Here is a 24790-nt window from a genome sequence, read left to right on the forward strand (position 1 = left end):
TTTATAATACTTGCTTCTCTGTATTCATTTATTGGTGATATCTCCTGTATCCCTAGTGGTTCGCCCTTTTGGGAAAACTTTTTGGTTTACTGGTTAATATAGCCCCAAATTTCTCAGCCTGGATCACGGCTCGATTTGCCAGATCGCTGCCGGAAAGACCCGTTGGAAAGCCCATGTAATTCTCGATTTTGGAACTGGTGCCCGCCTGCCCACCCGGACCCATTTTGTCCAATACGAGGGTTTTCAAGCCCTCCGATGCGCCGTAAATCGCTGCCGCCAACCCCGCCGGACCCGCCCCCACGACTACCAAATCATAGATGGTGTGTTCGATCGGTTTTTTAATGCCGAGGCAGTCAGCCAACTCAGCCATCGAAGGATTTTTCAGTAGCTTATCGTTGCCGCAAATCACAACTGGGGTTTCATCTTCACTGATCCTGAACTGTGTCAGCAGTGTGTCAACTTGAGGATCGTTTTCCAGATCGATCCAGGTAAAGGGAACCTTATTTTTCGCCAGAAACTCGCGAATTCGATGAGTTTCAGGGGAATAGCGTGAACCGACCACCCTGACGGCTACGAAGCCGGATTCCTCAAGCAACTGACGGCGCATCAGAAATGCCCGGAGTAAGACATCACTCAGTCGTGGCATTTCATTCAAAATCCGTCGTAGATCGTCTGCTGCAATCTCATACACCTCACAGTTGGAGTGGGCGATCGCCCTAACAACAGCCGGTCTACCTGTCAAACTATCCACATCCCCCGTAAACTCCCCTGGCTCGTGGATTGTGACGATCTGGTCGTGACCAGAGGAACGATCGACGATCGCAACTTCGCCACGCTTGATCGCGAAGAATTGGTAATCCGGTGTGCCTTCCGCAAACAGTGTCTCGCCTGCCTGAAATGCTTTAAGTTTGGCGAATTTGCCCAATGCCGCGATCTGTTCATCGTCGAGTTTGGGAAACGCGATCGGGTGATGCTCTAATGCCATGATTGAAATCCTCGTTCTTGATCACGATACAATTGACGACACCTTTCCCCACTTTCAGTTGACGCTTTTTTGTTAGCCATAAAATCTACTTCTCCTCAATTCAGTTAATGATTTCAAAACAACAAGTTCAAAATTACAGGCATTGCCTATCGGCTTTAACGCCAGCTACCATCCATAGCAACTCATCTATATCAAAGGGTTTGGTGATAAATGCTTGATATCCTGCTGCTAACGCCTGATGTTGAGTTTCTTGAGCAACATCGGTACTGAGTGCAATTGCCGGAATGTGTCCTCCCTGCGTTGGACATAATTTCCGTATCCTGCAAATTAAGGAGATGCCATCTTCCTCAGGCAACCGAACCTCACTGATCAGCAGATCTGGTTTGGCTGCCAATAACGTGAATGCCTCACAGGCTAAGCAGGCTCTGATCACCTCCATTCCCGCCTCCATCAGAACAAACGACAGTAACATCAGATTATCTTCGTCATTCTCGACGACTAGGACACGGAGACCACTGAGAGCATTCATAGCAAGATTCCTCCCTTGCTCCAAGCGACTTACTTCAAGCTGCCGTGGGGGTCAATCACAAATTTTTTGGCGGCTCCTTTGTCAAACGCTTGGTAGCCCTGGGGAGCCTCGTCTAGGGGAATCACTTGAACGTTGACAGCCTTAGCGATTTGGATCTTGTCGTTAAGAATTGCCATCATCAAGCCACGGTTGTATTTTTTGACAGGGGTTTGACCTGTGTAGAACGAAAGGCTCTTTGCCCAACCCAACCCGAAGCGCATGGTCAGATTACCGAGCTTCGCTGCCTCGTCCTCTGCTCCCGGATCTTCGGTTACGTACAATCCAGGAATACCCACCGCTCCGCCAGCGCGAGTGACTTCCATCATGGTGTTTAATACGATCGCGGGTACACCTTTCTTCGGATCATAGTCTTTGCCGTGCCCGTGCGCCTCAAAGCCGACGCAATCGACTGCACAATCGACCTCCGGCACACCGAGAATTTGTTCGATTTGTTCGGCGATCAAGGCATCTTTGGAGATATCAACCGTTTCACAGCCGATACTTCTAGCATGAGCTAAGCGAGCTGGGTTGCCTGCTCCAACAATCACGACAGCCGCTCCCAATAGCTGTGCTGATGCGGCGGCTGCCAGACCAACCGGACCTGCACCAGCAATGTATACCGTTGAGCCACTTGTGACTCCTGCGGTCACACAACCGTGATAACCCGTGGGCAAGATGTCAGTCAGGCAGGTCAGATCCGGGATCTTTTCCATTGCTTGAGCCTTGTTTGGGAATTTCAGGAGATTGAAATCGGCGTAGGGAACCATGACATACTCTGCTTGACCGCCAATCCATCCGCCCATATCAACGTATCCATAGGCACCACCGGGGCGATCCGGGTTCACGTTCAGGCACACATCTGTATGACGTTCCTCGCAGTTGCGGCAGCGTCCACACGCCACGTTAAATGGCACAGAAACTAGATCCCCTTGCTGAATAAATTGAACGTCGCTCCCACATTCGATCACCTCACCCGTGATCTCATGACCCAGCACCATGCCGATTGGCGCTGTAGTACGTCCTCTCACCATATGCTGGTCGCTGCCACAAATATTGGTGGAAACAATCTTGAGAATGACGCCGTGATTGCATTTGTTGCCGCGCGGATCAACGAGTTTGGGAAAGTCGATAGTTTGCACCTCGACCTTCCCAGAACCCAAATAAACCACTCCACGATTGCTTGACATGATTTGTTTCTCCTGATTTCAGACAATGCAAAATTAAAAATGGGAACCCCAGGCTGGCAGCCACTTTTAATTTTTAATTCATTCTTGTTTGTTAGTGGACAAGACCCGCACGCAGTGCTCGAATTGCTGCCTGAGTGCGGTTATGAATGCAGAGTTTCTTCAAAATATTGCGAACATGACTTTTCACCGTACCCGTAGTGATGTAAAGCTTCTGGGCGATCGCCAGGTTGTTGAGACCGTCAACAATCAGTTGCAACACCTCTCGCTCCCGTTCAGTTAACGGCTCAACGTTAATGATTTGCTTGTACTCTGGCTCGATCACTCGAATGGCGATCGTCTTAGCAGAATGGTTGATGATGCCCTCAGAATGAAAGGGTTGAGATTGCTGAAGTAGCCCAGCAACTTCTTGAGCAACATCAATGAACGCACCGTTCAAAGCAAAGTTGCAGTCTGATTGAGGCAGTCTAGAAAACGACTGATCATGACGTTTATATTTTGTTGTGTTGTTCAGGAGATGTTTTTCATCGGTGGTTTCAAGCAACCTATCTGGTTGGTTTTGCAATGCAATTGAAACGACCTTCCAGATGAAGAGAGAGCCAAAATCAATTGGAGTCGCAGATTTTAACTGCTCGAAATCATCTTGTTGGCTTAATAATGAAGGTAATGTCATAGAAGTATCCTCACTGATAATTGACACCCTAGAGGCGAAATCTAAGGGCTTTCTGAGGAAATTGTGTTTCAAGTCGCTCCATTACGGGTATTCAGGAATGCGTTGTCTAACACAGATTTGGAACGGCAGGGTTGCTGTAGGCGCTTGGGGAATCCATTCAGGCAATTCTCCATTTGGGTGTGATGGATTGACTGGAATCCGCTCACTGAACGCCGCAACATCGATTTCGATGCCGAATTGGGCGTTTGGCTCGGCAAAATAGCCTTCTGGAAGCGACTGGTTCAAGCTGTCTGAAAGATAGGTTGACCACGCATTGTGAAAGCTATGCCAGTGCCGTCTAGTGCTCAAGGGCGGTCGAAAGTGATCGAGGAGTGCCATGGGACTTAATTTTTTAAGTTTTTTGCGAGGAAGGCAATAAAAAGTAACTAATTACAACCGAACGTAAGCGGCTTCGGGTCACTTCTGTAATACTAGATTCTATTGCCTGAATGAGGGATCGTATGAAGCTCCTGATCGTTGAAGATGATCAAGATACGGCTGCTGCCCTGGCGGCTTCCCTGGTAGCGCAGCAGTTTACGGTCGATACAGCGATTGAGGGACAAGCAGCTTTGGCGCTGGCTGAGGCGACTGAGTATGACCTGATTGTGCTGGATGTGATGCTGCCGAGAGTAGATGGCATTAGTCTCTGTCGCCAATTGCGATCGCACAATCAGCAGGTGCCCATTTTGTTACTGACCGCAAAGGATAATCTAGAAGATCGAGTCGCGGGCTTTGAGGCAGGGGCGGATGACTATGTGACCAAACCCTACGAGCGATCGGAACTGCTTGCCCGGATTCGGGCGTTGTTGCGAAGGAGCAGCACGGCATTAACCGAAGTTTTTTGCTGGGGCAGTTTGCAGCTTGACCCCAACCATTGTGATGTGACGTGTCAAGGCAAACCCCTGCATCTCACACCCAAAGAATACAAACTGCTGGAGCTATTTTTGCGACACCCGCGCCGGATTTTTGACCGCCGGACGCTGCTTGATCGCGTCTGGTCAATTGACGAATACCCAGGTGAAGAAGCGGTGACCACTCAAATTCGTGGATTGCGGCGAAAACTCCAGAAGGCAGGGTTGAATCCCGATCCGATCGAAACACTATACGGATTGGGATATCGGCTGCGATCGGTGCCGGAGGAGGATGAGGGGGATGGGGGAGATAGGGAAAATGGGGGAGATCAGGAAGCAACATCTTCCTCACCTTCCTCACCTTCCTCACCCCCGTCATCTTCCTCACCTTCCTCACCGCTCTTACCTCCCTTATCTCCCACCGAGGCAGAAGCGGAAGCAGTAGCAGCGATTCAGCAGATGTGGCTGGAATTTCAGGAGCGGTTGCAGGGGCAATTGGCAGTGCTGGAAGAAGCAATTTCCCACCTTTCCACTTACACCCTCGCCTCCGATCAGCGGCAGCACGCCCATACCGTCGCCCATCGACTAATCGGCTCTTTGGGAGGATTTGGTTTGCCACAGGCGGCAGAGATTGCTCGTCAGATCGAACACGCCCTGAGAAAGCCAACGGCTCTGGTTCAATCTGAAGCAGCAGCTCAGCTAGAATCATTGCTTCAGCAACTCCGACGAGCCATCCAGCAATCGCCCACCTACACCCCTACACCCCACACCCTTCAGGTCTTGCTGATCGACGATGACACCGACTTGATTGAACGAATGCAGTCAGATGCTCCACACTGGGGGATTCACCTGGAAACCGCCACTGACCTCACCACTGCCCGCCAACGGCTTCAGCATTTCACACCCGCTGCGATCGCGCTCGATCTCACCTTTCCCAACACGACTGAAACGGGCTTGACCCTGCTGGCACAACTGAAGCGCCAGTTTCCCACCCTGCCAGTGCTGATGCTGACTGGACAGGGCGATTTGACGATGCGCGTGGAAGCCACTCGTCTGGGAGCCAACGCCTTTCTGCAAAAGCCTGCCACGCCCGCTGAAGTGTTTCAAGTGATCACCCAACTGCTCAACCGGATTGACACCATGACTGCCAAACTGCTGATTGTGGATGACGATCTGGACTTATTGAGCCTGCTGCAAGCTAACCTGCAACCCTGGGGCTTTCAGGTGACGACGCTGGCAGACCCCAGCCAGTTCTGGCAGTTCCTGGAAGCCACGACTCCCGACTTGCTATTGCTGGATGTCTCGATGCCGGGATTCAGTGGGATTGAATTGTGTCAGGTGGTGCGTAATGATCCGCGCTGGAGTCAGCTACCCGTGTTGTTCCTGTCCGCTCATTCTGATGCCGATACTCTGCATCGGGCACTGGCAGTAGGGGCGGATGATTATGTCTTGAAGCCGATCGTCGAAGCTGATTTAATTCCGCGAATATTGAAGCGATTGGGACGACTCTCGGATTCCCATTCAAGGAGCTACCATGTCCACACAAGTTCTGAATGAGAGTAAAACTGTCCGTCAATGCTATCCTGGAGGCAGTGCCCACCCTACAGTTTCCTTCACCCGACGGAAAACGCCATGATTCAATTCCATATACAACAGCGGCTGATCAACGTAGGGTTAGGATTGGCGATCGCCCTCATCCTCCTCACAGGCATTGCTGCCTATTTCCATCTCACCTGGCTGATGGGCAGCGCCTATGGCATCAGCTTTGCCCTGTTGGTAGCAGTCTATCTCTTGGGACGACGAGCAGATCAGGATTGCAGACCGACTGAAGCCACCCTCCGCGAGAGCGAAGAACGCTTCCGCAGTTACTTTGAACTCGGACTGATCGGCATGGCGATCACCTCGCCGACCAAAGGCTGTCTGGAGGTCAACGATGATATCTGCCAGATATTGGGGTACGAACGGCATGAATTGTTGCAAATGAACTGGGCAGAGATCACCCATCCAGATGATCTCGCTGCCGATGTGGCTCAGTTCAATCGGGTCGTAGCGGGGGAAATTGACACCTATTCGTTAGACAAACGGTGGATTTGTAAAGACGGCAGAGTGATTGATAGCACTATTTCAGTGAAATGCGTGCGTCGTGAGGATGGTTCAGTTGATTATTTCATGGCGCTGTTGCAGGACATCACCGAAGCGAAGCGCGTCGAAGTCGTTTGCAAACAAACAGCAGCAGCCTTACGCGAATCAGCCGAACAGCTCGAACGACAATCGCGCCTGTTCGAGACGACGCTTTCAGCCCTCACCGACAATATCTTCACCTTTGACAAGGGCAAGCGATTCAGATATGTGAATCTGAGTCTAGAAAGATTATGGGGAATCACGCAGGATGAAGCTGTCGGGAAAACCCTGTCCGAACTGGACTATCCGCCCGATTTAGTTGAGCTTTTGGAGGCGCAAATCCAGCAGGTTTTCGACACGCAGCAAGCTGCTACTGGCGAAGTCCCCTACACTAGCCCGCTTGGCGTCAGCGGCTACTATGAATACATCTTCAGTCCGGTCATCGCTGACGGCAGTGTGGAATTAGTGACCGGGTGGGCCCGTGACATCAGCGATCGCAAGCGCGTCGAAGCCGAACGCAAACAGGCAATGGAGGCACTACAGGAGAGCGGACGGCGCTTCAAGGCGGTCTTCAATCAACAGTTTCAGTTCATGGCAATTCTCAGCCCCGACGGCAGGGTCATCGAACCCAACAACACCTGCTTAAGGGGAACCGGCGTTCTACGTGAGCAAGTGGTCGGGCGTCCATTCTGGGAGGCACCGTGGTTCAATCAACTCCCACTGATGCAGGAACGCTGGCGGCAGGGCATTGCCGAGGTTGCTAGCGGCGGCGGTCCCATTACCGGGGAAGTAGACTATCACACAGCGGACGGGGATTTACAGTATGCCACCTATGCCATCACCGGACTGAAGGATGACACGGATCAGGTCGTCGAGATCATTGTGGAAGGAGAAGGGGTCGAATTCACCCAGCGGAAACGGGCGGAAATTGAATTACGCGCCAGCGAAGAACGATATCGCAGTCTATTTGAGTCCATTGACGAAGGCTTTTGCCTGTGCGAAATGCAGTTTGACGCAAACAGCAAGCCAGTGGATTACCGCTTTTTAGAAATCAATCCGATGTTTGAGCAACAATCCGGGCTTCAGAATGCGACGGGCAAAACAATGCGTGAACTGGTGCCAAATCTTGAAGAACATTGGTTTGAGACTTATGGCAACGTGGTGTTAACAGGTGAAACGGTGCGCTTTGTGAACCATTCGGACGTGATGAATCGTTGGTTCGATGTTTGCGCCTTTCGCGTCGGTGGGCAGGAAAGCCAAACCTTTGCCATCCTGTTTACCAATATCACCGATCGCAAAGGCACTGAACTTGCCCTCCAACGAAGTGATGCCAAATTCCGAGCCGTGTTTGACCAAATGTATCAGTTTCTCGGCTTGCTCACCCCCGATGGACAGATGATCGAAGTGAATCAGAATCCGCTCACCTTTGCTCAGGTTAAATGGGAGTCTGTGATTGGCAAACCGCTGTGGGAATTTCCCTCCTGGCAGGCAACTGCCGAACTTCAGGCGTTTATCCAAACGGCAGTGGCTGAGGCTGCCACCGGACAGTTTTTCCGCCAGGACGTGATTGTTCCCGCCTCCACTGGCGAACTCCACACCTTCGATTTTTCCCTCAAACCGATCTACGACGACGACGCGGATCATGTCACCTGGCTGCTTGCCGAAGGGCGCGACATTACTCCCATCGTGCGCCTGCAAACTGCCCTGCGGCAGGAACAAGAGCGATCGCTCCACCTGATCAACAGCAGCGTCGATGGCATCGTTGCTTTTGATACCCACGGCTGTTGCACACTTTGGAATCCTGCAATGGAGCAACTTACCGGACTCCCGCAAGAAGCTGTCGTGGGCACCTGCGGCACAGATGTGTTTTCTGCCTTGCTAGACGCTAAAACATTGCAGCGCTTTCATCCCGTCCGGGATGAAAGCGCTACAGATTTTGATTTTCACTTTACCCACCCTGCGACCGGGCAACGCCAATGGATCGAAGCCCGCTATTCGCCCCTCCACGATGGCGCCGATACCCCCAACGGCGGACTAATGATGGTGCGCGATGTCACCAAGCAGCGCGAGTTGGAGCAGATGAAGCGCGAATTCATTTCCATTATCAGCCACGAAATTCGTACCCCCCTCTCCTCCATTCGCGGTGCCCTGGGACTCATCGCAGAAGGTATTCTCGACAACGACCCCGCAGTGGCGAAAGAGATGCTGGGCATTGCTAACAACAACATTGAGCGACTGGTGCGCCTGGTCAATGACATTCTGGCACTGAACCGACTGGAATCAGGGCAGGTAGACCTAAAACGACAGTGGTGCGATCCAACGGTGTTGGTGCAACAAGCGTTCTCGAACGTGCGAGCTTTGGCAGAGGCGAACCAGATTACCCTACAGTCATCCGTTTCAGAGATTCAGGTTTGGGCAGACTTCGACTGGTTGATCCAAGTGTTAGTGAATTTAATCAACAATGCCGTTAAATTCTCTCCTGCTGGCACTATCATCTCTGTGGCTGCGGAACCCCAACCTCAACAGGTTTTCTTTAGGGTGATAGATCAGGGACGGGGCATCCCAACCGAGAAGATAGACACCATCTTTGGACGGTTTCAGCAGGTCGATGCGTCTGATTCTCGCCAAAAGGGCGGTACGGGCTTGGGGCTGTCGATCTGTCGGCTGATTGTGCAACAGCACGGTGGGCGCATCTGGGCAGAGAGCAAACTAGGACAGGGCAGTACCTTTTACTTCACGCTGCCAACTCCGTAGCGTTCATACCAGAAGCCCGGAGAGTGAGCGGGGTCATTGCCAAACCATTTGACCCACTGACGTTGCATTGGGCGCTGCTACTCTAGGTTGGGATTTAGAGCTTCAGTACGCCAGCAGCTTGGGATTGTTTCCAATACAAACTGTGTCCAAAAGACATATTATTACAAAAAGGGAGTATTTCTACGTGTAGGGAATATTTCTAAATGTTATGTCTTCTTCCGATGCCAATCGACGCATTCTTTTGATTGATGATGAACCTGACCTGTGCCGCATCGTCAAGGTCACGCTTGAACGACTCAAGGGTTGGGAAATCCTTACCGCTGACTCTATACAGGCAGGACTGACACAGGCAGAAGGTAAGCAGCCCGACGTGATTTTGCTTGATTTAACGTTGGATGGAAATGGACTAACTCTGCTGCAAACTTTGAAAAACAATCTGGCGACGCAGGCAATTCCGGTCATCTTGTTCACTGCAACCAATCCGTCTGAGGATTCGCTAGACTTCAACCCCGCTGACATTGCCGGAATTATCCTGAAGCCTTTCAGTGTCTTGCTGCTTGCCGATCAGATTATTGAGCAATTGGGGTGGTGATGCTAATCGCTCAGAATTTCCTCAGAATTTCCTTAAATTATTGACCTTTCATAGATTGTTAGGCATCATGTAAAAATAAGTTGTACAAAATTTATTTGGAATAGCTTGCTAAATCTAGCTTTCACACAAAAATTGTTCAGGTTATTTTTACACAAATCCTTAGTCTTCAATGACTTAGGGTCTTTTATTCCGAGAGACATGGCATAGTCCAGTTACAGACGATGACGGCAATCTCTGCATCAAAGCGCATCTTGTTAATTGACGACGAACCCGATTTACAACGGGTGGTGCAAACCTGCCTGGAAAAATTAACCCAATGGACAGTCATTATCGCCGCATCGGGAGAAGAAGGACTACTCAAGGCGATCGCTGAACAACCGGATGGGATCGTGCTGGACATTATGATGCCAGACATGGATGGCTATATGTTTCTGGACGCACTGTGGGCTAAACCGGAAACGCAGTCTATACCAGTGGTGTTTTTGACCGCACAGGCTGAATTGCCCAAACCCCAGCAATATGAAGCACGAGGGGTTAAAGGAACGATTGCCAAACCGTTTGAACCGCTCACGTTGCATCAGGCGATCGCCGCTGCTCTGGGTTGGAATCTGGACACTCAGTAAGCCTTGCCTACAGAAAACTCTTTACTTTATCCTGGCAGATTACTGACTAAAACTAAAGGCTGTAAATTAACTGACTGTATCGTGCACCCAGTCGTGTCTTTAGCGACGTTCTTCCCCTATGGGGGATATTTTTGGGTAGTGAGCGAAGACCACGACCATGACAACCGCACCGAACTACGGTGCGTCATACTGGAGGGGCTGGACTAGGATTAGCCATTGCACAGGCGATCGTACAAGCTCATCAAGGCACGATCCAAGTACAGAGTGAGCTAGTGGTCTGTCAATTTGCTATTTGTGGATAAAGACGGTTGAGACGGATACGGGCATCCGCTGTTGTGAACTGCCAATCTACAGATTTTTGTGAATGATTGCGTTGAATATACCAAGCCGTTGTTTCCTGTTCTAAAGTTTCAAGATCAGGAATGCGACGATCTAGGCATTGTCGGGTCATTGCGGACAATTCGTTTTCAGCGATATTGAGCCCTTCGGGTTCGCCAGTTGCTTCAAGTCGGGGAACCCGCCCAACGCACTGGCTCACCAACTCCCATGTTTGGGAGTGTGGTGAATTTCCAAACGTTCGACCAGAGAACGGGCAGTAGACGGCTCAAATGCTTGATATAGAGAGGCAAGTTTGTGAGTATTTAACTGGTCACATACTAAAATGATTTTGTCGCTATCGGGATAGTCGTTGTCGAGTAAGTGCTTAATTTTGTAAGCTGCCGTTTTTTTCCATTGGAAAGCTTGAGGCTTTCAATTCATTAACTGATTGCTCCGCTGCTTTACGGTTAGTAAATACTCCAACAGCGTGCTTGTTATCTGTTGTAATCATATTATCCTTATTTCAGTGAGGCAGCACTAGCTCACCAATAAAACCGAAAGTTATTTCAACAAATTAGTAAATAGTTAACAGTAAACTGTTTTTCAGTTGGGAGTCAAAGTTCTTCACCACTATTGCGTGCTACGTTTGAGTTGGAGATTTAGACCCCAACTCAAACTTTGATAACTGATAACTGCTTTAAACTCTTGCCCTATGGTCAGGAAGACTACGAGAAGCTAATGAAAGCATGATCATCCAAACACCCGTCAACAAAAAATTAATCCCTACAAATACTCCCAATACCCAAACTGCGCTGACAGGCCATTGATAGAGAATAAAAATCCCTAGAATAATAGCCATGATCCCGCTAAATAGTACCCAACCCCAGTTTGGATCTCGACGCATTTCAAATGCTGCAATCACCTCCAATACACCCTCAATAAAAATGATAAATCCAAAAGCTAAGGTGAGAGAGAGTGCAGCACCAAAGATGTTGCTAATCAACAAAATCCCACCAATTACGTATAGAATACCAACTACTAGTGTTGTCCAGAAGCCTCGTTTGTGACGTGATTGAAATGCATGAACAATTCGGACGATGCCAGCAATAATTAAAGTCCAGGAGAATACGATTGTGATGGCAATAGTGGCAATAAATGGTTCTGCGATCGCTGCAATTCCCAGCAGAATCATCAAAACACCCAAGACAATTGCCAATGCTGAATTTGTTCTGGTTTCTCTAAAATCTTCAGAAGTCATAGCTTTTCCAAAAATGTTTTGATATGTTGTTAAATCTCGAAAGAGAGACGCGATTAACCCAAGTCTTTCCAAGAGTTGTCTCTCCCTTGTGTTCCTCTGCCCCCTCTAAGCATTGACCAGTTCAGGTGATAAGCGCTTCAACACCAGTCGTTCATATTCCACATGGACGTAGATTGTGTCGCCTTCGTGGAACTCGCCGCGTAGAATCGCTTTGGCAATCGGAGTTTCTAGTTCTCGCTGAATCGCCCGCTTCAGGGGACGAGCACCGTAAACTGGGTCATAACCGACCTGAACAATCCAATCGAGAGCCTCGTCGGAGATTTTGAGCAAGAGTTTACGCTCGCGCAGTCGCTCCTCTAAACGCTGCACTTGTAGTTTGACAATTTCGCGCAACTCGTCCTTCCGCAAGCTGTGGAAAATAATGATTTCATCAATGCGGTTGAGGAATTCGGGGCGGAAACTTTCTCGCACTGCTTCCATGACGCGATCGCGCATTTGTTCGTACTTGCTATCGTCTCCTGCCACATCCAAAATGTATATTGAACCAATATTGCTGGTCATAATCGCGATCGTATTTTTAAAATCTACTGTGCGTCCCTGAGAATCAGTTAGGCGACCATCATCCAGGATTTGCAGCAGGACGTTGAATACATCAGGATGAGCTTTCTCAATTTCGTCAAACAAAATTACAGAATAAGGTCGGCGGCGAATCGCTTCGGTGAGTTGTCCGCCTTCTTCATAGCCCACGTAACCTGGAGGCGCACCGATGAGACGGGCAACAGCGTGTTTCTCCATGTATTCGGACATATCGATCCGCACCAGTGCATCTTCGGTATCAAACAGATATTCCGCTAAAGCTTTTGCCAGTTCTGTTTTTCCCACCCCGGTCGGGCCTAAGAAAATAAAGCTAGCAATGGGACGATTCGGGTCTGCCAACCCAGCACGGGAACGTTGAATTGCATCGGCAACAGCTCTTACAGCTTCGTCCTGACCAATCACACGTTCATGTAGCTCTTCTTCCAGATGCAAGAGTTTTTGCATTTCCGATTCAACCAGTCTGCTCACCGGAATACCCGTCCACTTGGAGATAATTTCGGCAATGTCAGCTTCGGTGACTTCTTCGCGCAACAGAGATTTACCGCTAGTCTGGATTTGAGCTAGTCGCGCTTCGGCTTCTTCTAGTTGTCGTTGCAGCTCAGTGAGTTTGCTGTATTTCAGTTCCGCTGCTCGGTTGAGGTCGTAATCGCGTTCGGCTTGCTGAATTTCTACATTGACACGCTCAATCTCTTGTCTAATTTGGCGAATGCGATCGATGATTTGCTTCTCTGCTTGCCATTGAGCATTGAGGGCATCTTGGCGTTCTTTTAACTCCGCAAGTTCTCTCTCTATGCGTTCTAACCGCTCCCTGGAAGGACTGTCTGTTTCTTTTTGCAGTGACAGCCGCTCCATTTCCAGTTGCAGAATTTTGCGATCGATTTCGTCTAATTCTTCTGGTTTGGAAGTAATTTCCATTTTTAGTTTAGCCGCAGCTTCATCCACCAAATCAATAGCTTTGTCGGGTAGGAAGCGATCGCTAATATATCTCGCAGACAGAGTAGCTGCCGCAACTAACGCACTATCAGAAATCTTCACGCCGTGGTGTAACTCGTAGCGCTCTTTCAAACCGCGCAGAATTGAGATGGTATCTTCCACACTGGGCTGATCGACATACACCTGCTGAAAACGACGTTCCAAAGCCGCATCTTTTTCAATGTACTTGCGATATTCATCTAGCGTGGTGGCACCAATACAGCGCAGTTCGCCGCGAGCAAGCATCGGCTTGAGCAAGTTGCTAGCATCCATCGATCCTTGCGTTGCACCCGCACCAACTACAGTGTGAATTTCGTCAATGAACAAGACGATTTGTCCCTGTGCTTCTTGGATTTCTTTTAAGACAGCTTTCAGGCGTTCTTCAAATTCTCCCCGGTATTTGGCTCCGGCAATTAACGCACCCATGTCTAAAGCTATTAGTTTGCGATCGCGCAATGATTCCGGGACATCACCACTGATAATGCGCTGCGCTAATCCTTCTACAATTGCCGTTTTACCGACACCGGGTTCACCAATCAGCACGGGGTTATTTTTAGTCCGACGAGAAAGGATTTGAATCGTGCGGCGAATTTCTTCATCTCGTCCAATCACTGGGTCGAGTATGCCCTCATGTGCCAATTGGGTTAAATCGCGTCCGTATTTTTCTAGCGCTTCATATTTAACTTCCGGGTTTTGATCTGTCACTTTTTGACTCCCTCGAATCTGTTGAATGATGTTGCGGAGTTTTTTTTCATCCAGTCTAAATTCTTGAAACAACCCTTTACCAAAGCGATCGTCTTTGGCAAAGGCAAGTATTAAATCTTACCTATTAAGGCTTTCAGGGTTTGGGTCTGTTTCATTATTTTCATGAAATGGTATCACGTTGAAAAAGAAAGGGAGAGATGTGGGGAGGTGGAGACAGTTGTTTGCGTCCCTAGCCTACGCATTTTTGTTAACGCTCTTAATTACGAATTACGAATTTGTAATTCAGCACGGTAGGCACGCAGTTGCGCCTTGAGTTGGGCAATTTCAGTTACCATATCTAGCACCATTGCTGCTCCGACCCAATTCAAGTTCAGATCGCGGTGCAACCTTTGAATCTGCACAACGCGAAACATATCCTGTCGGCGCAGCATGGTTCCTACAGGTTCAATTAATCCCAGGCGGGCAAATCGTTCTAGCAATAAAACCGAGGTTTGGGTGAGGTAGGCGGCTTGCTCGAAACTATAGAGGCGATCGCCTGTTTCTGTCCACACCACGCAAGACAAACTCAGGTTAGAACTCATAACCGCACCTCTTCTAAGCCTTGACGGGGATTAAAACTGCTAACTTGTCGCAATTTTTCATAGCACTCTCTTTCTTGGGGACTCAAATCTTTGGGTGTCACAATTTTTAACCGCACGATCAAAGCGGTACGATTACCTTTTGGATCGCGCCAGCCCTTGCCACGTAGCCGCAGTGCTTGGCCGGAATCCACACCGGCCGGAATCTTCATCGTTACCTTGCCATCGGGCGTAGGAACATCTATTTGTGCGCCAAGCACTGCTTCCTCTGGGCTGACAGGTACTTCGCAAGCAAGATTGTCGCCCTCAAATTTGAAGAAAGGATGGGGCAATAATTCAATTGTTAGATACAAATCACCGCGTTGCTGACTAAAAGGACTCATCTGTCCTTTGCCTTTGACTCGAATGCGGCTTCCCGATTTTACTCCCGGCGGAATGCGAACAGTGATAGTTTCTCCATCAATTTGTAGCCGCTTCTCTGTACCGTGAAACGCTTCAGAAAAAGTGAGGGCGATCGCTGCTTCCGTATCCTGTGCGGGAATATCAGTGAAGCGGCTGGAGGGGTCTTCTCCATACCCAAAATCTACGTAGTCCCGGAATCCTTCTGGTCTTGTTGTAGTGCGATAATTAGCTCCGCGCTGCCTTGTACGACCGCCACTGCGACCTAACCCTCCCAGCAATTCATCAATGAAATCATTAAAGTTGCCATACTGGCTAAAGTCATAACCTTGTGTACCCGCCCCTCTAGGTGGAGGTGCACCCGCCGCAGCCTGTTGCGAGTACTGACCATACTGGTCATACTTCTGGCGTTTTGCCGGGTCGGACAGCACTTCATTAGCTTCGTTAATTTCTTTGAACCGCGCTTCGGCTTGCTTATCGTTAGGATTTAAGTCCGGGTGATATTTCCGTGCCAATTTCCGGTAGGCTTTTTTGATATCCTCCGGAGTGGCGTTCTTACTGACACCCAGAATTTCGTAATAATCTTTGAAATCGGTTGCTGCAACCATCAGCACCTCTTGAAATTAACGCGATGGGACGGGTGGGCAGAGGGGCAGGGGGAGATAAAACTCCTCACTCTTATACAGACGCGATGAATCGCGTCTCTACTTCTAATTCTTGTACAGACGCGATTAATCGCGTCTCCTGGCTTCTGCCCTATTTGAGGAATCACCTGGTTTGACGACTTCGGATACTCGGTTGAAGAAACTAGAAAATTGCTCTTGAAGCTTGGCAAATGCGCCTGCTGTGTTCTCACGTGTCTTAACTTGCCGCTCTAGATTTTTAATTGCTTTGTCAAATGCTGCATACTCGCGATCGCCTCTGGCATATCCTAGTTCTTGAGCTAACTTGAGTTGGGTACGAGCATCTTCTAGCAACCTCTGTGCTGCGTCGCGATCCTTCTCTGCTAAAGTAACCGCAGTCACTAGATCGGTATGGGCTTTGACTAGCGGCAGGGGTCGAGCTTGTTCTGTCACCACTAAAGTTGAGAGCGCAAGTTGCAGCACGCCTTTGGCTTCATCAATTTTGCCTTCGTTCAACAACCGAGCTGCCTGCTTAGTAGCATCTGGATATCTCTCTAATGGCAGATTGACGATTGCTGTGCGAATCTCGCTTATCAGGTTGTTCAACAGTTCGCGAGCCGCCGGAAAATCTTCCGCAATTGCAACACCCTTCACTTGATTGCGAATTCGCTCAACCAAATTAAAATCCTGAGGGGCAAAATCGATTATCGCTACCTGAGCCGCCACCGGAATTAGAGCTAGTTTAGGGTATTGTGCCACCAGTATGTCAATTTTTCCAGTTGCTCGTTCTAGGGCAGCAATTGCTTCTTGAGTTTTTCCCCGTTCAATGGCAGCGATCGCTTTTTTAGTTTCTTCAATTGCGGCGATCGCTTCTCGATCCAGTTTACTTTCAGCCTCAGATGTTGCCTGTTGCCTCTCCTTTTCAATCTCCTGCTGAAGACTAGTATCAAGCTGATTCAATCTTTCAGGAGATACCGCAGCAGGGAATAAGTGCCTTGTTCGTCGCGATGGGCTACGCCCCACCGTAGGCGATCGCAACTCTGGAAATTTACGATCTGACTTTAGACCTGGAATAAGTGCCTTTTTCGTCGCGATCGAACACCTGTTTGACCCGATCCCAAGCCTTCTTCAAGGCATTATCTTTTCCATTGGCTTCTCTGAACGACTGATTGTAGGTATCAACAAAAGTTTTTTGCGCGTCGTCCGACAGATTTGCTCTAATTTCTGGTGAAATCTGCTCATTATCTGCCAGTTCACCTTTTGGTTGACGGGGAATTTTCATGTCAGTGATAGCGACTTCTTCCGCACCCGCACTTTCTAACAGTGAGACAACTTCGTCTGCTTGTTCTTGTGGCACTTCCGCGACCAGTAAAAACTCACCTGTTTTCAGGCGTGTTTCGTAAACAGCAGCTTTGTCCTCCGGCATACCCATCGCGATTAAGGCAGATCCAATGCCTGCTCCCAAGGAACCATATAAAGCACCGCCTGCCGCTCCTAATAATGCTGCTCCCAAAGGGCCTGCTGCTACTACGGTTCCCAAAAAGGGAATGAACAACACGCCCACGCCCGTAAGTAAAGCCAACAGAGAACCAAACAGCGATCCGAAAATCGCTCCGGTGGCGAGTCCATCCAAGATCACATCTTGTTTAGTCACAAATCCGGAGATGCGAGTTTCGGTGTGGAAGTCGCGACCAATAATCGAAATGTGATCTTTGGGAACGCTGGGATCGATTAGATGCTCAACCACTTCTTGCATCTTCTTCTCATCTTTGAAGATAGCAGAGACACTTTTGAGGGCGGTTTTTTCAGATGTAGAAGTCATAAAAATTACTCCAAATTAAAAAACTAGATAACATCACGAAATGTGGCGCAGATTTAAGGACGCGGGGATAGGAAGAGAGTATTTGATAATTTCACTGCGTTATCCAGAGGGTGACGCACGCTCTCTCTCGCTAAAGCAGTTCCTTTAACTCTGGTTTCCAGAGCAACGGACTGCTCGCTGCGTCTTGTTACTTTTGTTCCACAAAGTCTGCATCGATGACATCTTCACCGCCGCCTTGACGGTTTGTAGAAGTACCACCGTTTGGAGATGCGCCTGCTTGTGAGTAGACCGCAGTGCCGATTTGCATCAAGGCTTGTTGAATTTCGTTGGTGAGAGACTTCATGCGATCGATGTTGTTCTGCTCAATTGCCTGACGCAAGTCTCGAATTAAGCCTTCCACGCGGGACTTGTCTGCTGGTGGCACTTTGTCGCCCAAATCCTGAAGTTGTTTCTCGGCTTGATAGGCGACGGAATCCGCCATATTTTTGGTATCAATTTGTTCGCGTCGCCTATGGTCTTCTTCCGCATTGCGCTCGGCTTCTTTCACCATCCGCTCAACTTCAGATTTATCGAGGGTAGACGCACCTGTGATGCTAATGGACTGTTCTTTACCTGTGGCTTTTTCTCTGGCAGTTGCTGACAGAATCCCGTTAGCATCAATGTCAAAGGTAACTTCGATCTGTGGCATACCTCTGGGAGCTGGAGGAATCCCATCTAGTCGGAAGGTTCCCAGGCTCTTGTTGTCGGATGCCATTTCGCGTTCGCCCTGCAGAACATGGATTTCTACGTTTGTTTGTGCATCAGCCGCCGTTGAGAACACCTCAGACTTCTTCACTGGGACAGTGGTATTGCGCGGAATAATCTTGGTCGTCACACCACCTAGAGTTTCAACACCCAGCGACAACGGCGTAACATCTAGGAGCAGTACGTCTTTTACCTCACCCCCAAGCACACCCGCCTGAATCGCTGCACCCATTGCTACGACTTCATCCGGGTTGACACCCTGGTGTGGGTCTTTGCCTATCATCTGCCGTACCAGTTGCTGGACAGCCGGCATTCGAGTTGCACCACCCACTAGGATTACTTCGTCAATATCTGCGGGACTCAGTTTAGCATCGCGCAGGGCTTGTTCGACAGGAATGCGGCTGCAATCGAACAAGTCGGCGCACATTTGCTCGAACTGTACCCGCGTTAAGGTCATATCTAGATGTTTCGGGCCTTCCGGGGTTGCAGTAAGAAAAGGTAAGTTAATGTTCGTCTGTGTTGCGCTTGACAGTTCAATTTTGGCTTTTTCTGCTGCTTCGGTGAGGCGTTGCAGGGCTTGTTTGTCTTTACGGAGGTCGATGCCTTCGTTACGCTGGAATTCGGTTGCTAACCAGTCTACGATTCTCTTATCAAAGTCATCACCGCCCAAGTGGGTGTCGCCACTGGTAGCTTTCACTTCAAACACACCATCGCCGACTTCCAGGATAGACACATCAAACGTCCCACCGCCTAAGTCAAAGACTAGGATGGTTTCGTTAGTTTTCTTGTCAAGTCCGTAGGCGAGGGCAGCCGCCGTTGGCTCATTGATAATTCGCAGAACTTCAATCCCGGCAATTCTACCGGCATCTTTGGTAGCCTGCCGCTGAGAGTCATTGAAATAGGCAGGGGTGGTAATTACCGCTTGCCTCACTGGTTCCCCCAGATATGTGCTGGCATCATCTATCAGCTTGCGGACTATCTCAGCCGAGATTTCTTCGGGTGAAAATTCCTTGTTCAGAGCGGGACAGTGTAGCTTGACGTTGCCATTACTGTCACGTGCCACCTTGTAAGTAACTTGTTTTGCCTCTTGGGTGACTTCATCATACCTGCGCCCGATGAACCGCTTAACGGAATAAAAGGTGTTTTCTGGGTTCATTACACCCTGGCGCTTGGCAATTTGTCCGACAAGTTTTTCGCCCTTCTTGGTGTAAGAAAACACAGACGGAGTTGTGCGACCGCCTTCTGTGTTCGGAATAACGACGGGTTGTCCACCTTCCATTACGGCTATACAGGAGTTGGTAGTTCCTAAATCAATACCAACGATTTTTGCCATTGTTAGTAACCTCCTTCAAAGATTGGGATAAAAAATTGAGAGTCTGGATTCAGGACAAGTTGAACAAATGGTATTAAGAAGGCAGAGGGCAGGAGGCAGAGGGCAGAAGGGGAATCCCCATAAATAAATTTAGGGGATTTAACAACGGCTTCTGAAAGTAAGGGTTTCCCGACTTGGGCAAACTGGCGTGGGCTTGTGACCTTTTGGCAGAGGGAAGAATCTATCCTTGAACCTTCTGACTTGAAAATACTCCTTCGATGAGTATCTATATAGATCCGTCTCACATCACATTTTCATTCATGGTGATGAAATTTTTTCATTGGGACTGCCCTCTGGCTCCTTAGCACTCAGGATTCGGCTGCGTTTTGAATCGCGGCTAACAATGAGCGGAGGTCGTAAGAGCCATCGTGGCGCACACCGTTGATGAAAAAAGTCGGCGTGCCGTTGACCCCGCTCTGGATTCCGCTGAGTAAGTCTTCGCGTATCCTGGCTATGTGGGCGTGCTCGGCGAGTTCGTGACTAAACCGAGGCACATCAAGACCGAGGTTAGCGGCATATTCTATTAGATGTTTGCGATCGAGCGCCTGTTGATGTTCAAAGAGATGGTTGTGCATCTCCCAGAACTTACCTCGCGCCCCAGCGGCTTCTGCTGCTTCTGCTGCCTGCTCGGCGTGGGGATGCACGCTAGTTAACGGGAAGTGGCGGTAGACAAAGCGCATGAGATCCCCGGTCAACTGCTGGAGTTCTTTGACGATGAAATGGGCACGACCGCAATAGGGACACTCATAGTCGCCGTATTCCACGAGGGTGACGGGTGCGTTTTTTGGACCTCGGATATGGTCGCGATCGCTAACTGGGAGGCTAAGTTCGCCCGTTGCTGTTGTTATCATGTTGTTAGCTCCTGCTCTTAAGGGAGTGCTTTGGGAATCATTGCGTCACTGCCCTTGCCCATTGCCCCTGTGCCCGTCACCTAAGTTTACTTTCACAACCTTGTTCTTATCTTCTTCAGCCTTGGGCAGCCTCAGCTTGAGAATGCCATCTTTGTATTCTGCTTGCACCTGATCGTGCTGGACACGGGTAGGCAACGGAATTACGCGCTGAAACCTGCCATAGCGGAATTCGGTGCGGGTGATGCCTCTTTCTTCCGTTTTGATTTCTGACTTGCGCTCACCGGAAATAGATACTGCCTCTGGCGATACCTGCACATCCAGGTCTTTGGGGTCTACACCGGGAACTTCTACCTTGAGATGAACTCCATCAGGGGTTTCTTCTATCTCAGCAGAGGGAATAAAGGCAATGCCTTCCTCTCCTCTACGACCTGTCGGTGCTATTTCATCAAGCAAGCGGTTTAACTGCCGCTGCAAACTTTCAACTTCTCGGAAAGGTTCCCAACGAACGAGTGCCATAATTTTAAGTCTCCTGATGATCTATACTTGAGTGTTTAGAATTCTGCATTAGACTGGGTTTTGTCAGTCGCTGAAACAGCGTTGCTATCATCCCAGTGCTGAACTTTGTTGACACTATAAAGAAGAAATCTAAGGGCTTTCTGAGGAAATTATGATGATTGGGGATTGGGACAAGGCAAAATTGTAAGGGGAAAAACAAATAACTTCCCTTTAACCTTTCTTAGCGCTCTTTTATTACTCTTTTTAATATATAAGCCACTGATTCTGTTTCATTATCAAGTATGAATCCTGTGTCTAAATATCGTGCATACCTCATTAATTCTTGCTCAAAAGCTTTTGGTATACGGATTGTACTCGTTTGTTTATGATTCCATGTAGATTTTCTGCCAGATTTTTCTCTATAACCTCCCCAGCTTGGGTTTAAGGTTTTTTTAGTAGTTTTTTTATTCACGTTCAACATGATTTTGTTACTTAATCATGTTAACTGTAATATCTGCCATATCTTGGTTTTTTCACAGATATATTTGATAAATCCCAATATTTCCGACATAGCAGCGCCTGTATTGTTCACAGACTTCAAGGAATTTCAAGAATGTCAGCAAATCACAGCATTTTTCTCTCACCAGAGACATAAAAGAGCGCTAGTGAGGGGAGCAATGCAATTTTGTCAGGTCGGGGTAAACAAGGTGCAATGCAGGGGAAACGCACCTTATTTTTTAATAAAAACTAATCAGAATCACAAAAATATCTAGCTCATCAAAAAACTTGATGAATTTATAAGCAGAATAAATCAACTATACCCAAAGTTATAAATTAGTTTATCTGAAACTACCTAATACTTTAATTAAGGCTAAAAAACTTACTGATTAGGTAAATAAAAATAAGTAATGTCCTCACAGTTGGTGAAAATATCAGCAGAATATTAAATTAAATTATTGATAATCTAGTTTAAGTTAATCCTAAAACTCTTGCTAAATACTTATCATCCATTGCAGCGAGAAACTGTTTATTCTTTATCCCAAGTTTAACGCGCTTCTCTTTACCATCAATGCCTCATTGCTTATCCTTCATACCACACGCGATCGCTGCCTTTATCCTTTATTTAGTATCTATGTACTATATTTAGATGCGTTTGCCCTGGGGGGATTATGTGGAGGGTTTTATAGTCCCGTTTCCTGAACCACAAAACAGAGCCGTACCCAACCAAGAAGTCCAACGTCAATCAGTTACTATTGATGATTTGAGAAATTGGTACAATGCCGCAGATAAGTTAGGGAAGTCGGAGAATTACAAAAAACGCATTGTGGAAGTGGCCAATCAGTTAAAGTCTGGTGAGCAATTATCAGCCGAAGCGTTGACAGTAATGAAGAAAGATACATTTGAGCTTGAAGGAATCAGTCGGCTGACTCAAATTGCTCAGAGAATTGGCATGGTCTGGGGTAAGTCTGATGAAAATGGTACTCAAGTCCAAGGAAAAATTTATGACTTGGCTTTCAATACCGAGCAGAGGGATTTAACTATTTCGCAGAAAAATGGAGAGTTAATTTTAAACTTGCAATCTGGTCAGGTGCAGACTAATAAACTAACTCCACAGATATTGCAAACTTTTGAGGATGCTAATACTCAAATTGATAAAATATTAGCTAAATCTCAAACACAACAAATAGACTTACAAAGATAGGTTTATCTGCCTACTTAATTTAGAATCTCAAAAACATTGCTCTATCTCTAAACTATACTAACTGGCTGTGGTTCATGAGTAACAGAGCTAGGCTTCATGCGTGCAGAGGATGTTTGCTCTCTTGAAGATGAGTTACTTCAAGAGAGCGAATCAACTCTCGAATGACATCAGTTGCTGGTCTGCCTGTGATTGCACAATAGCGTTTAAGTTTTTCACTCTCAGTTGATGCGAGATTTATCGTAATTCGTTTGATAGCCCATTTTTTATTCATAACTTGTTCGGATTTTTAAAAGTTGAGAAATTAAACGGACATTGCACTCTAGCAATGGTTGATAAATAACAGTTAGGCGTAGATATAGCAAAGCTGTCACCAGGGGCAAGATAGCCTGAAAGTACTGTGGTTGTCGGTGGAACCATAATATTGCCGTTTTTACGTGCTTATGCTTTTAATTCAAATTGGCAATATTATCCTTCTAATGTCTCTAATCCTTGCCGGCTATACATTTGACGATAAAAGGGTTGATAACGCACCCGGACTAAAAATGTAGGATTGAAATCCCCTAAAACTGAAACCCTTTTGGTATAAGTATTTGACAATCCTACACTCACCTAAAAATCAAATCTTAAGATTACCTTTTTTTGGCAAGCTTATGGTGAGAATTTTGATTTTCGGCAAAATTATGGTTCCAATGCATCAAAAAAGAATGCGATCGCTCGAACGGAAGAATAAGTATTACAGCCCTTAAAGCGGCAATGTTATGGTTCCAGTCGCGGCAATATTATCGTCCCACCGACAGTGGTGAATTACTTTTAGATATTTCAGTTACTAACCAGCCAAGGGATTAACAAAGCTGTAACAGCCAGCCTACTCGATCTAGCAGGAGCAAGTCGTGAAATTGTTCAATACATCGCTGGGCCAATTGTCACTCAGCAGAACGGCTGGCAACAGTCAATTCCCACTTGGGTTTGGCGCGCGATCGCAGTTGATAGATTAGATGCAGCTTTACAAGAGATAGACAAGGGAGAAGTAGGTAAACTCGCCTCTAGTAGCGAAGTTGTAGCCAATCAGGCTTACAGCATGGGAAGCACGCGGGGACGAGATCCGGTCGGGAAGGCTGCGTCGATTCGATCGAGTTCGGTTTGGGTCAGATTGAGTTCCCCGGCTCCCGCGTTTTCAGCGGCGTGTTCGGGATTGGATGCTTTGGGGATTGCGAAGAGCGAGGAATGCCGCACCAGAAATCGGAGCGCGACTTGGCGAGGGGTGGCGTTATGGGCGGCGGCGATTTCCTGTAGTACGCGACCTGCGGTTGTGCGCGATCTGGGAAAATCCCCATGACCGAACGGGCTGTATGCGACTACGGCGACCCCATGCTTCTCACACCAGGGGATCACAGCGTGTTCGATCGCTCTCTCTCTCAAATGGTAAAGGACTTGATTGCAGACGAGAGAACCCTCTAAGGCGATCTTCTGGACTGCTTCAAGGTCAGGCACATCGAAGTTGCTCACGCCCCAGCAGAGAATCTTCCCCTCGTGCTGAAGCTGCTCGAAGGCAGTGATCGTCTCCTCCAGTGGGTGTTGACCGCGCCAGTACAACAGATAAGAGTCCAGCCGATCGGTATGAAGTCGAGCGAGGGATTTCTCGCAGGCTATGATCGTCCCTCTCCGAGAAGCATTTCCAGGAAGAACCTTGGAAACCAGGAAAACCCGATCGCGTCGTCCAGCGATCGCCTCTGCGACCACCTCCTCGGGGCTGCCGTACATCTGTGCCGTGTCGATGTGGGTCATGCCGAGATCGAGTCCTTGGCGCAAAGCGGCGATCGCAGAGGCGCGGTCACCGTTGTCGATGTACCAGGTTCCTTGACCGATCGCTGCGACCTCGCGCTGGGTGGAACCGAATCGACGCTGTTCCATGCTTGTCCTCCTGGCTAAATTCGTTGCTTTTGCAAGTTGACGATCCTCGTCCA

Annotated in this window: 22 protein-coding genes and 3 pseudogenes; 6 read left to right on the top strand and 19 right to left on the bottom strand. The window is 48.3% G+C overall.

Features of this window, described 5'->3' with window-relative positions; translation table 11 throughout:
- Positions 1-52: 52 nt before the first annotated feature.
- The 5 genes from V7L05_RS31500 to V7L05_RS31520 form a co-directional block, all read right to left on the bottom strand.
- A complete protein-coding gene (locus tag V7L05_RS31500) occupies positions 53-985 on the bottom strand; it encodes a cyclic nucleotide-binding domain-containing protein (RefSeq protein ID WP_335170133.1) in 933 nt (310 codons plus the stop codon).
- Between the two features lie 133 nt (positions 986-1118).
- Positions 1119-1514 (bottom strand): response regulator, encoded by a 396-nt coding sequence (locus V7L05_RS31505; RefSeq protein ID WP_335170184.1) that lies wholly within the window; start codon positions 1512-1514, stop codon positions 1119-1121.
- A gap of 29 nt (positions 1515-1543) precedes the next feature.
- Positions 1544-2740 carry a formaldehyde dehydrogenase, glutathione-independent gene (gene fdhA / locus V7L05_RS31510; RefSeq protein ID WP_335170134.1) on the bottom strand — a complete coding sequence of 399 codons (1197 nt, stop codon included), beginning with the start codon at positions 2738-2740 and terminating at the stop codon, positions 1544-1546.
- Positions 2741-2831: 91 nt separating this feature from the next.
- On the bottom strand, positions 2832-3410 hold the full coding sequence (locus V7L05_RS31515; protein ID WP_335170136.1) for a response regulator transcription factor: 579 nt from the start codon (positions 3408-3410) through the stop codon (positions 2832-2834).
- A gap of 81 nt (positions 3411-3491) precedes the next feature.
- Positions 3492-3695, bottom strand: coding sequence for a hypothetical protein (locus V7L05_RS31520; protein ID WP_335170137.1), 204 nt, complete (start codon positions 3693-3695; stop codon positions 3492-3494).
- Positions 3696-3910: 215 nt separating this feature from the next.
- Here V7L05_RS31520 and V7L05_RS31525 point away from each other — a divergent pair, with 215 nt between their 5' ends.
- From V7L05_RS31525 to V7L05_RS31545, 5 genes and pseudogenes are all read left to right on the top strand, one after another.
- A complete protein-coding gene (locus V7L05_RS31525; protein WP_335170139.1) occupies positions 3911-5857 on the top strand; it encodes a response regulator in 1947 nt (648 codons plus the stop codon).
- 75 nt (positions 5858-5932) lie between these two features.
- Positions 5933-9175 (top strand): PAS domain S-box protein, encoded by a 3243-nt coding sequence (locus V7L05_RS31530; protein ID WP_335170141.1) that lies wholly within the window; start codon positions 5933-5935, stop codon positions 9173-9175.
- A gap of 208 nt (positions 9176-9383) precedes the next feature.
- Positions 9384-9767, top strand: coding sequence for a response regulator (locus tag V7L05_RS31535; protein ID WP_292739929.1), 384 nt, complete (start codon positions 9384-9386; stop codon positions 9765-9767).
- A gap of 221 nt (positions 9768-9988) precedes the next feature.
- The gene (locus tag V7L05_RS31540) at positions 9989-10390 is read left to right on the top strand and encodes a response regulator (RefSeq protein WP_292817902.1); all 402 of its coding nucleotides are present in this window, start codon (positions 9989-9991) and stop codon (positions 10388-10390) included.
- A 182-nt stretch (positions 10391-10572) separates the two neighbouring features.
- A pseudogene (locus V7L05_RS31545) lies at positions 10573-10692 on the top strand (ATP-binding protein); the annotation flags it as partial.
- Here the strand turns inward: V7L05_RS31545 and V7L05_RS34920 are convergent.
- The 12 genes and pseudogenes from V7L05_RS34920 to V7L05_RS31605 all read right to left on the bottom strand — a co-directional run.
- Positions 10671-11083: pseudogene (locus V7L05_RS34920) on the bottom strand (hypothetical protein); the annotation flags it as partial. The pseudogenes V7L05_RS31545 and V7L05_RS34920 sit on opposite strands and share 22 nt — an antisense overlap.
- 10 nt (positions 11084-11093) lie before the next feature.
- Positions 11094-11219: a hypothetical protein gene (locus tag V7L05_RS31555; protein WP_335170143.1), complete on the bottom strand. Its 126-nt coding sequence runs from the start codon at positions 11217-11219 to the stop codon at positions 11094-11096.
- A 186-nt stretch (positions 11220-11405) separates the two neighbouring features.
- Positions 11406-11966 carry an HdeD family acid-resistance protein gene (locus V7L05_RS31560; protein ID WP_334720334.1) on the bottom strand — a complete coding sequence of 187 codons (561 nt, stop codon included), beginning with the start codon at positions 11964-11966 and terminating at the stop codon, positions 11406-11408.
- 105 nt (positions 11967-12071) lie between these two features.
- Positions 12072-14354, bottom strand: a pseudogene (gene clpB, locus V7L05_RS31565) (ATP-dependent chaperone ClpB); the annotation flags it as partial.
- Between the two features lie 146 nt (positions 14355-14500).
- Positions 14501-14821 (bottom strand): chaperone modulator CbpM, encoded by a 321-nt coding sequence (locus V7L05_RS31570; protein ID WP_335170144.1) that lies wholly within the window; start codon positions 14819-14821, stop codon positions 14501-14503.
- On the bottom strand, positions 14818-15825 hold the full coding sequence (locus tag V7L05_RS31575) for a DnaJ C-terminal domain-containing protein (RefSeq protein WP_335170145.1): 1008 nt from the start codon (positions 15823-15825) through the stop codon (positions 14818-14820). Before V7L05_RS31575 ends, V7L05_RS31570 begins: the two co-directional genes overlap by 4 nt.
- A 123-nt stretch (positions 15826-15948) precedes the next feature.
- Entirely contained in the window at positions 15949-16800 is an 852-nt protein-coding gene (locus V7L05_RS31580; RefSeq protein ID WP_335170147.1) for a YfdX family protein, read from the bottom strand.
- An 88-nt stretch (positions 16801-16888) separates the two neighbouring features.
- Positions 16889-17662 carry a ChaB family protein gene (locus V7L05_RS31585; protein WP_335170149.1) on the bottom strand — a complete coding sequence of 258 codons (774 nt, stop codon included), beginning with the start codon at positions 17660-17662 and terminating at the stop codon, positions 16889-16891.
- 187 nt (positions 17663-17849) lie between these two features.
- Positions 17850-19739 (bottom strand): molecular chaperone DnaK, encoded by a 1890-nt coding sequence (gene dnaK / locus V7L05_RS31590; RefSeq protein WP_335170150.1) that lies wholly within the window; start codon positions 19737-19739, stop codon positions 17850-17852.
- A gap of 347 nt (positions 19740-20086) precedes the next feature.
- Positions 20087-20629 (bottom strand): DsbA family protein, encoded by a 543-nt coding sequence (locus V7L05_RS31595; RefSeq protein ID WP_335170152.1) that lies wholly within the window; start codon positions 20627-20629, stop codon positions 20087-20089.
- Between the two features lie 45 nt (positions 20630-20674).
- On the bottom strand, positions 20675-21145 hold the full coding sequence (locus V7L05_RS31600; RefSeq protein WP_292817895.1) for an Hsp20/alpha crystallin family protein: 471 nt from the start codon (positions 21143-21145) through the stop codon (positions 20675-20677).
- Between the two features lie 220 nt (positions 21146-21365).
- Entirely contained in the window at positions 21366-21596 is a 231-nt protein-coding gene (locus tag V7L05_RS31605; protein WP_335170154.1) for a hypothetical protein, read from the bottom strand.
- 699 nt (positions 21597-22295) lie between these two features.
- Between V7L05_RS31605 and V7L05_RS31610 the strand changes: the two genes are divergently transcribed.
- Positions 22296-22826 carry a hypothetical protein gene (locus tag V7L05_RS31610; RefSeq protein WP_335170156.1) on the top strand — a complete coding sequence of 177 codons (531 nt, stop codon included), beginning with the start codon at positions 22296-22298 and terminating at the stop codon, positions 22824-22826.
- A gap of 94 nt (positions 22827-22920) precedes the next feature.
- Here the strand turns inward: V7L05_RS31610 and V7L05_RS31615 are convergent, their stop codons facing one another.
- Both V7L05_RS31615 and V7L05_RS31620 read right to left on the bottom strand, forming a co-directional pair.
- A complete protein-coding gene (locus V7L05_RS31615; protein WP_335170158.1) occupies positions 22921-23097 on the bottom strand; it encodes a CopG family transcriptional regulator in 177 nt (58 codons plus the stop codon).
- A gap of 800 nt (positions 23098-23897) precedes the next feature.
- Positions 23898-24737 carry an aldo/keto reductase gene (locus V7L05_RS31620; RefSeq protein ID WP_335170160.1) on the bottom strand — a complete coding sequence of 280 codons (840 nt, stop codon included), beginning with the start codon at positions 24735-24737 and terminating at the stop codon, positions 23898-23900.
- Positions 24738-24790 lie beyond the last annotated feature (53 nt).

Origin of the sequence: Nostoc sp., assembly GCF_036917755.1 — a bacterium.
Classification (GTDB): domain Bacteria; phylum Cyanobacteriota; class Cyanobacteriia; order Cyanobacteriales; family Nostocaceae; genus Nostoc.

Excerpts from the sequence above, each read along its gene's own strand:
- V7L05_RS31585 (WP_335170149.1), bottom strand. The coding sequence starts at position 17,662 with ATGACTTCTACATCTGAAAAAACCGCCCTCAAAAGTGTCTCTGCTATC.
- V7L05_RS31570 (WP_335170144.1), bottom strand. The coding sequence starts at position 14,821 with ATGAGTTCTAACCTGAGTTTGTCTTGCGTGGTGTGGACAGAAACAGGC.
- V7L05_RS31500 (WP_335170133.1), bottom strand. The coding sequence starts at position 985 with ATGGCATTAGAGCATCACCCGATCGCGTTTCCCAAACTCGACGATGAA.
- fdhA (WP_335170134.1), bottom strand. The coding sequence starts at position 2,740 with ATGTCAAGCAATCGTGGAGTGGTTTATTTGGGTTCTGGGAAGGTCGAG.
- V7L05_RS31515 (WP_335170136.1), bottom strand. The coding sequence starts at position 3,410 with ATGACATTACCTTCATTATTAAGCCAACAAGATGATTTCGAGCAGTTA.
- V7L05_RS31555 (WP_335170143.1), bottom strand. The coding sequence starts at position 11,219 with ATGATTACAACAGATAACAAGCACGCTGTTGGAGTATTTACTAACCGT.
- V7L05_RS31615 (WP_335170158.1), bottom strand. The coding sequence starts at position 23,097 with ATGAATAAAAAATGGGCTATCAAACGAATTACGATAAATCTCGCATCA.
- V7L05_RS31620 (WP_335170160.1), bottom strand. The coding sequence starts at position 24,737 with ATGGAACAGCGTCGATTCGGTTCCACCCAGCGCGAGGTCGCAGCGATC.
- V7L05_RS31505 (WP_335170184.1), bottom strand. The coding sequence starts at position 1,514 with ATGAATGCTCTCAGTGGTCTCCGTGTCCTAGTCGTCGAGAATGACGAA.
- V7L05_RS31540 (WP_292817902.1), top strand. The coding sequence starts at position 9,989 with ATGACGGCAATCTCTGCATCAAAGCGCATCTTGTTAATTGACGACGAA.
- V7L05_RS31530 (WP_335170141.1), top strand. The coding sequence starts at position 5,933 with ATGATTCAATTCCATATACAACAGCGGCTGATCAACGTAGGGTTAGGA.
- V7L05_RS31560 (WP_334720334.1), bottom strand. The coding sequence starts at position 11,966 with ATGACTTCTGAAGATTTTAGAGAAACCAGAACAAATTCAGCATTGGCA.
- V7L05_RS31575 (WP_335170145.1), bottom strand. The coding sequence starts at position 15,825 with ATGGTTGCAGCAACCGATTTCAAAGATTATTACGAAATTCTGGGTGTC.
- dnaK (WP_335170150.1), bottom strand. The coding sequence starts at position 19,739 with ATGGCAAAAATCGTTGGTATTGATTTAGGAACTACCAACTCCTGTATA.
- V7L05_RS31595 (WP_335170152.1), bottom strand. The coding sequence starts at position 20,629 with ATGATAACAACAGCAACGGGCGAACTTAGCCTCCCAGTTAGCGATCGC.
- V7L05_RS31525 (WP_335170139.1), top strand. The coding sequence starts at position 3,911 with ATGAAGCTCCTGATCGTTGAAGATGATCAAGATACGGCTGCTGCCCTG.
- V7L05_RS31535 (WP_292739929.1), top strand. The coding sequence starts at position 9,384 with ATGTCTTCTTCCGATGCCAATCGACGCATTCTTTTGATTGATGATGAA.
- V7L05_RS31600 (WP_292817895.1), bottom strand. The coding sequence starts at position 21,145 with ATGGCACTCGTTCGTTGGGAACCTTTCCGAGAAGTTGAAAGTTTGCAG.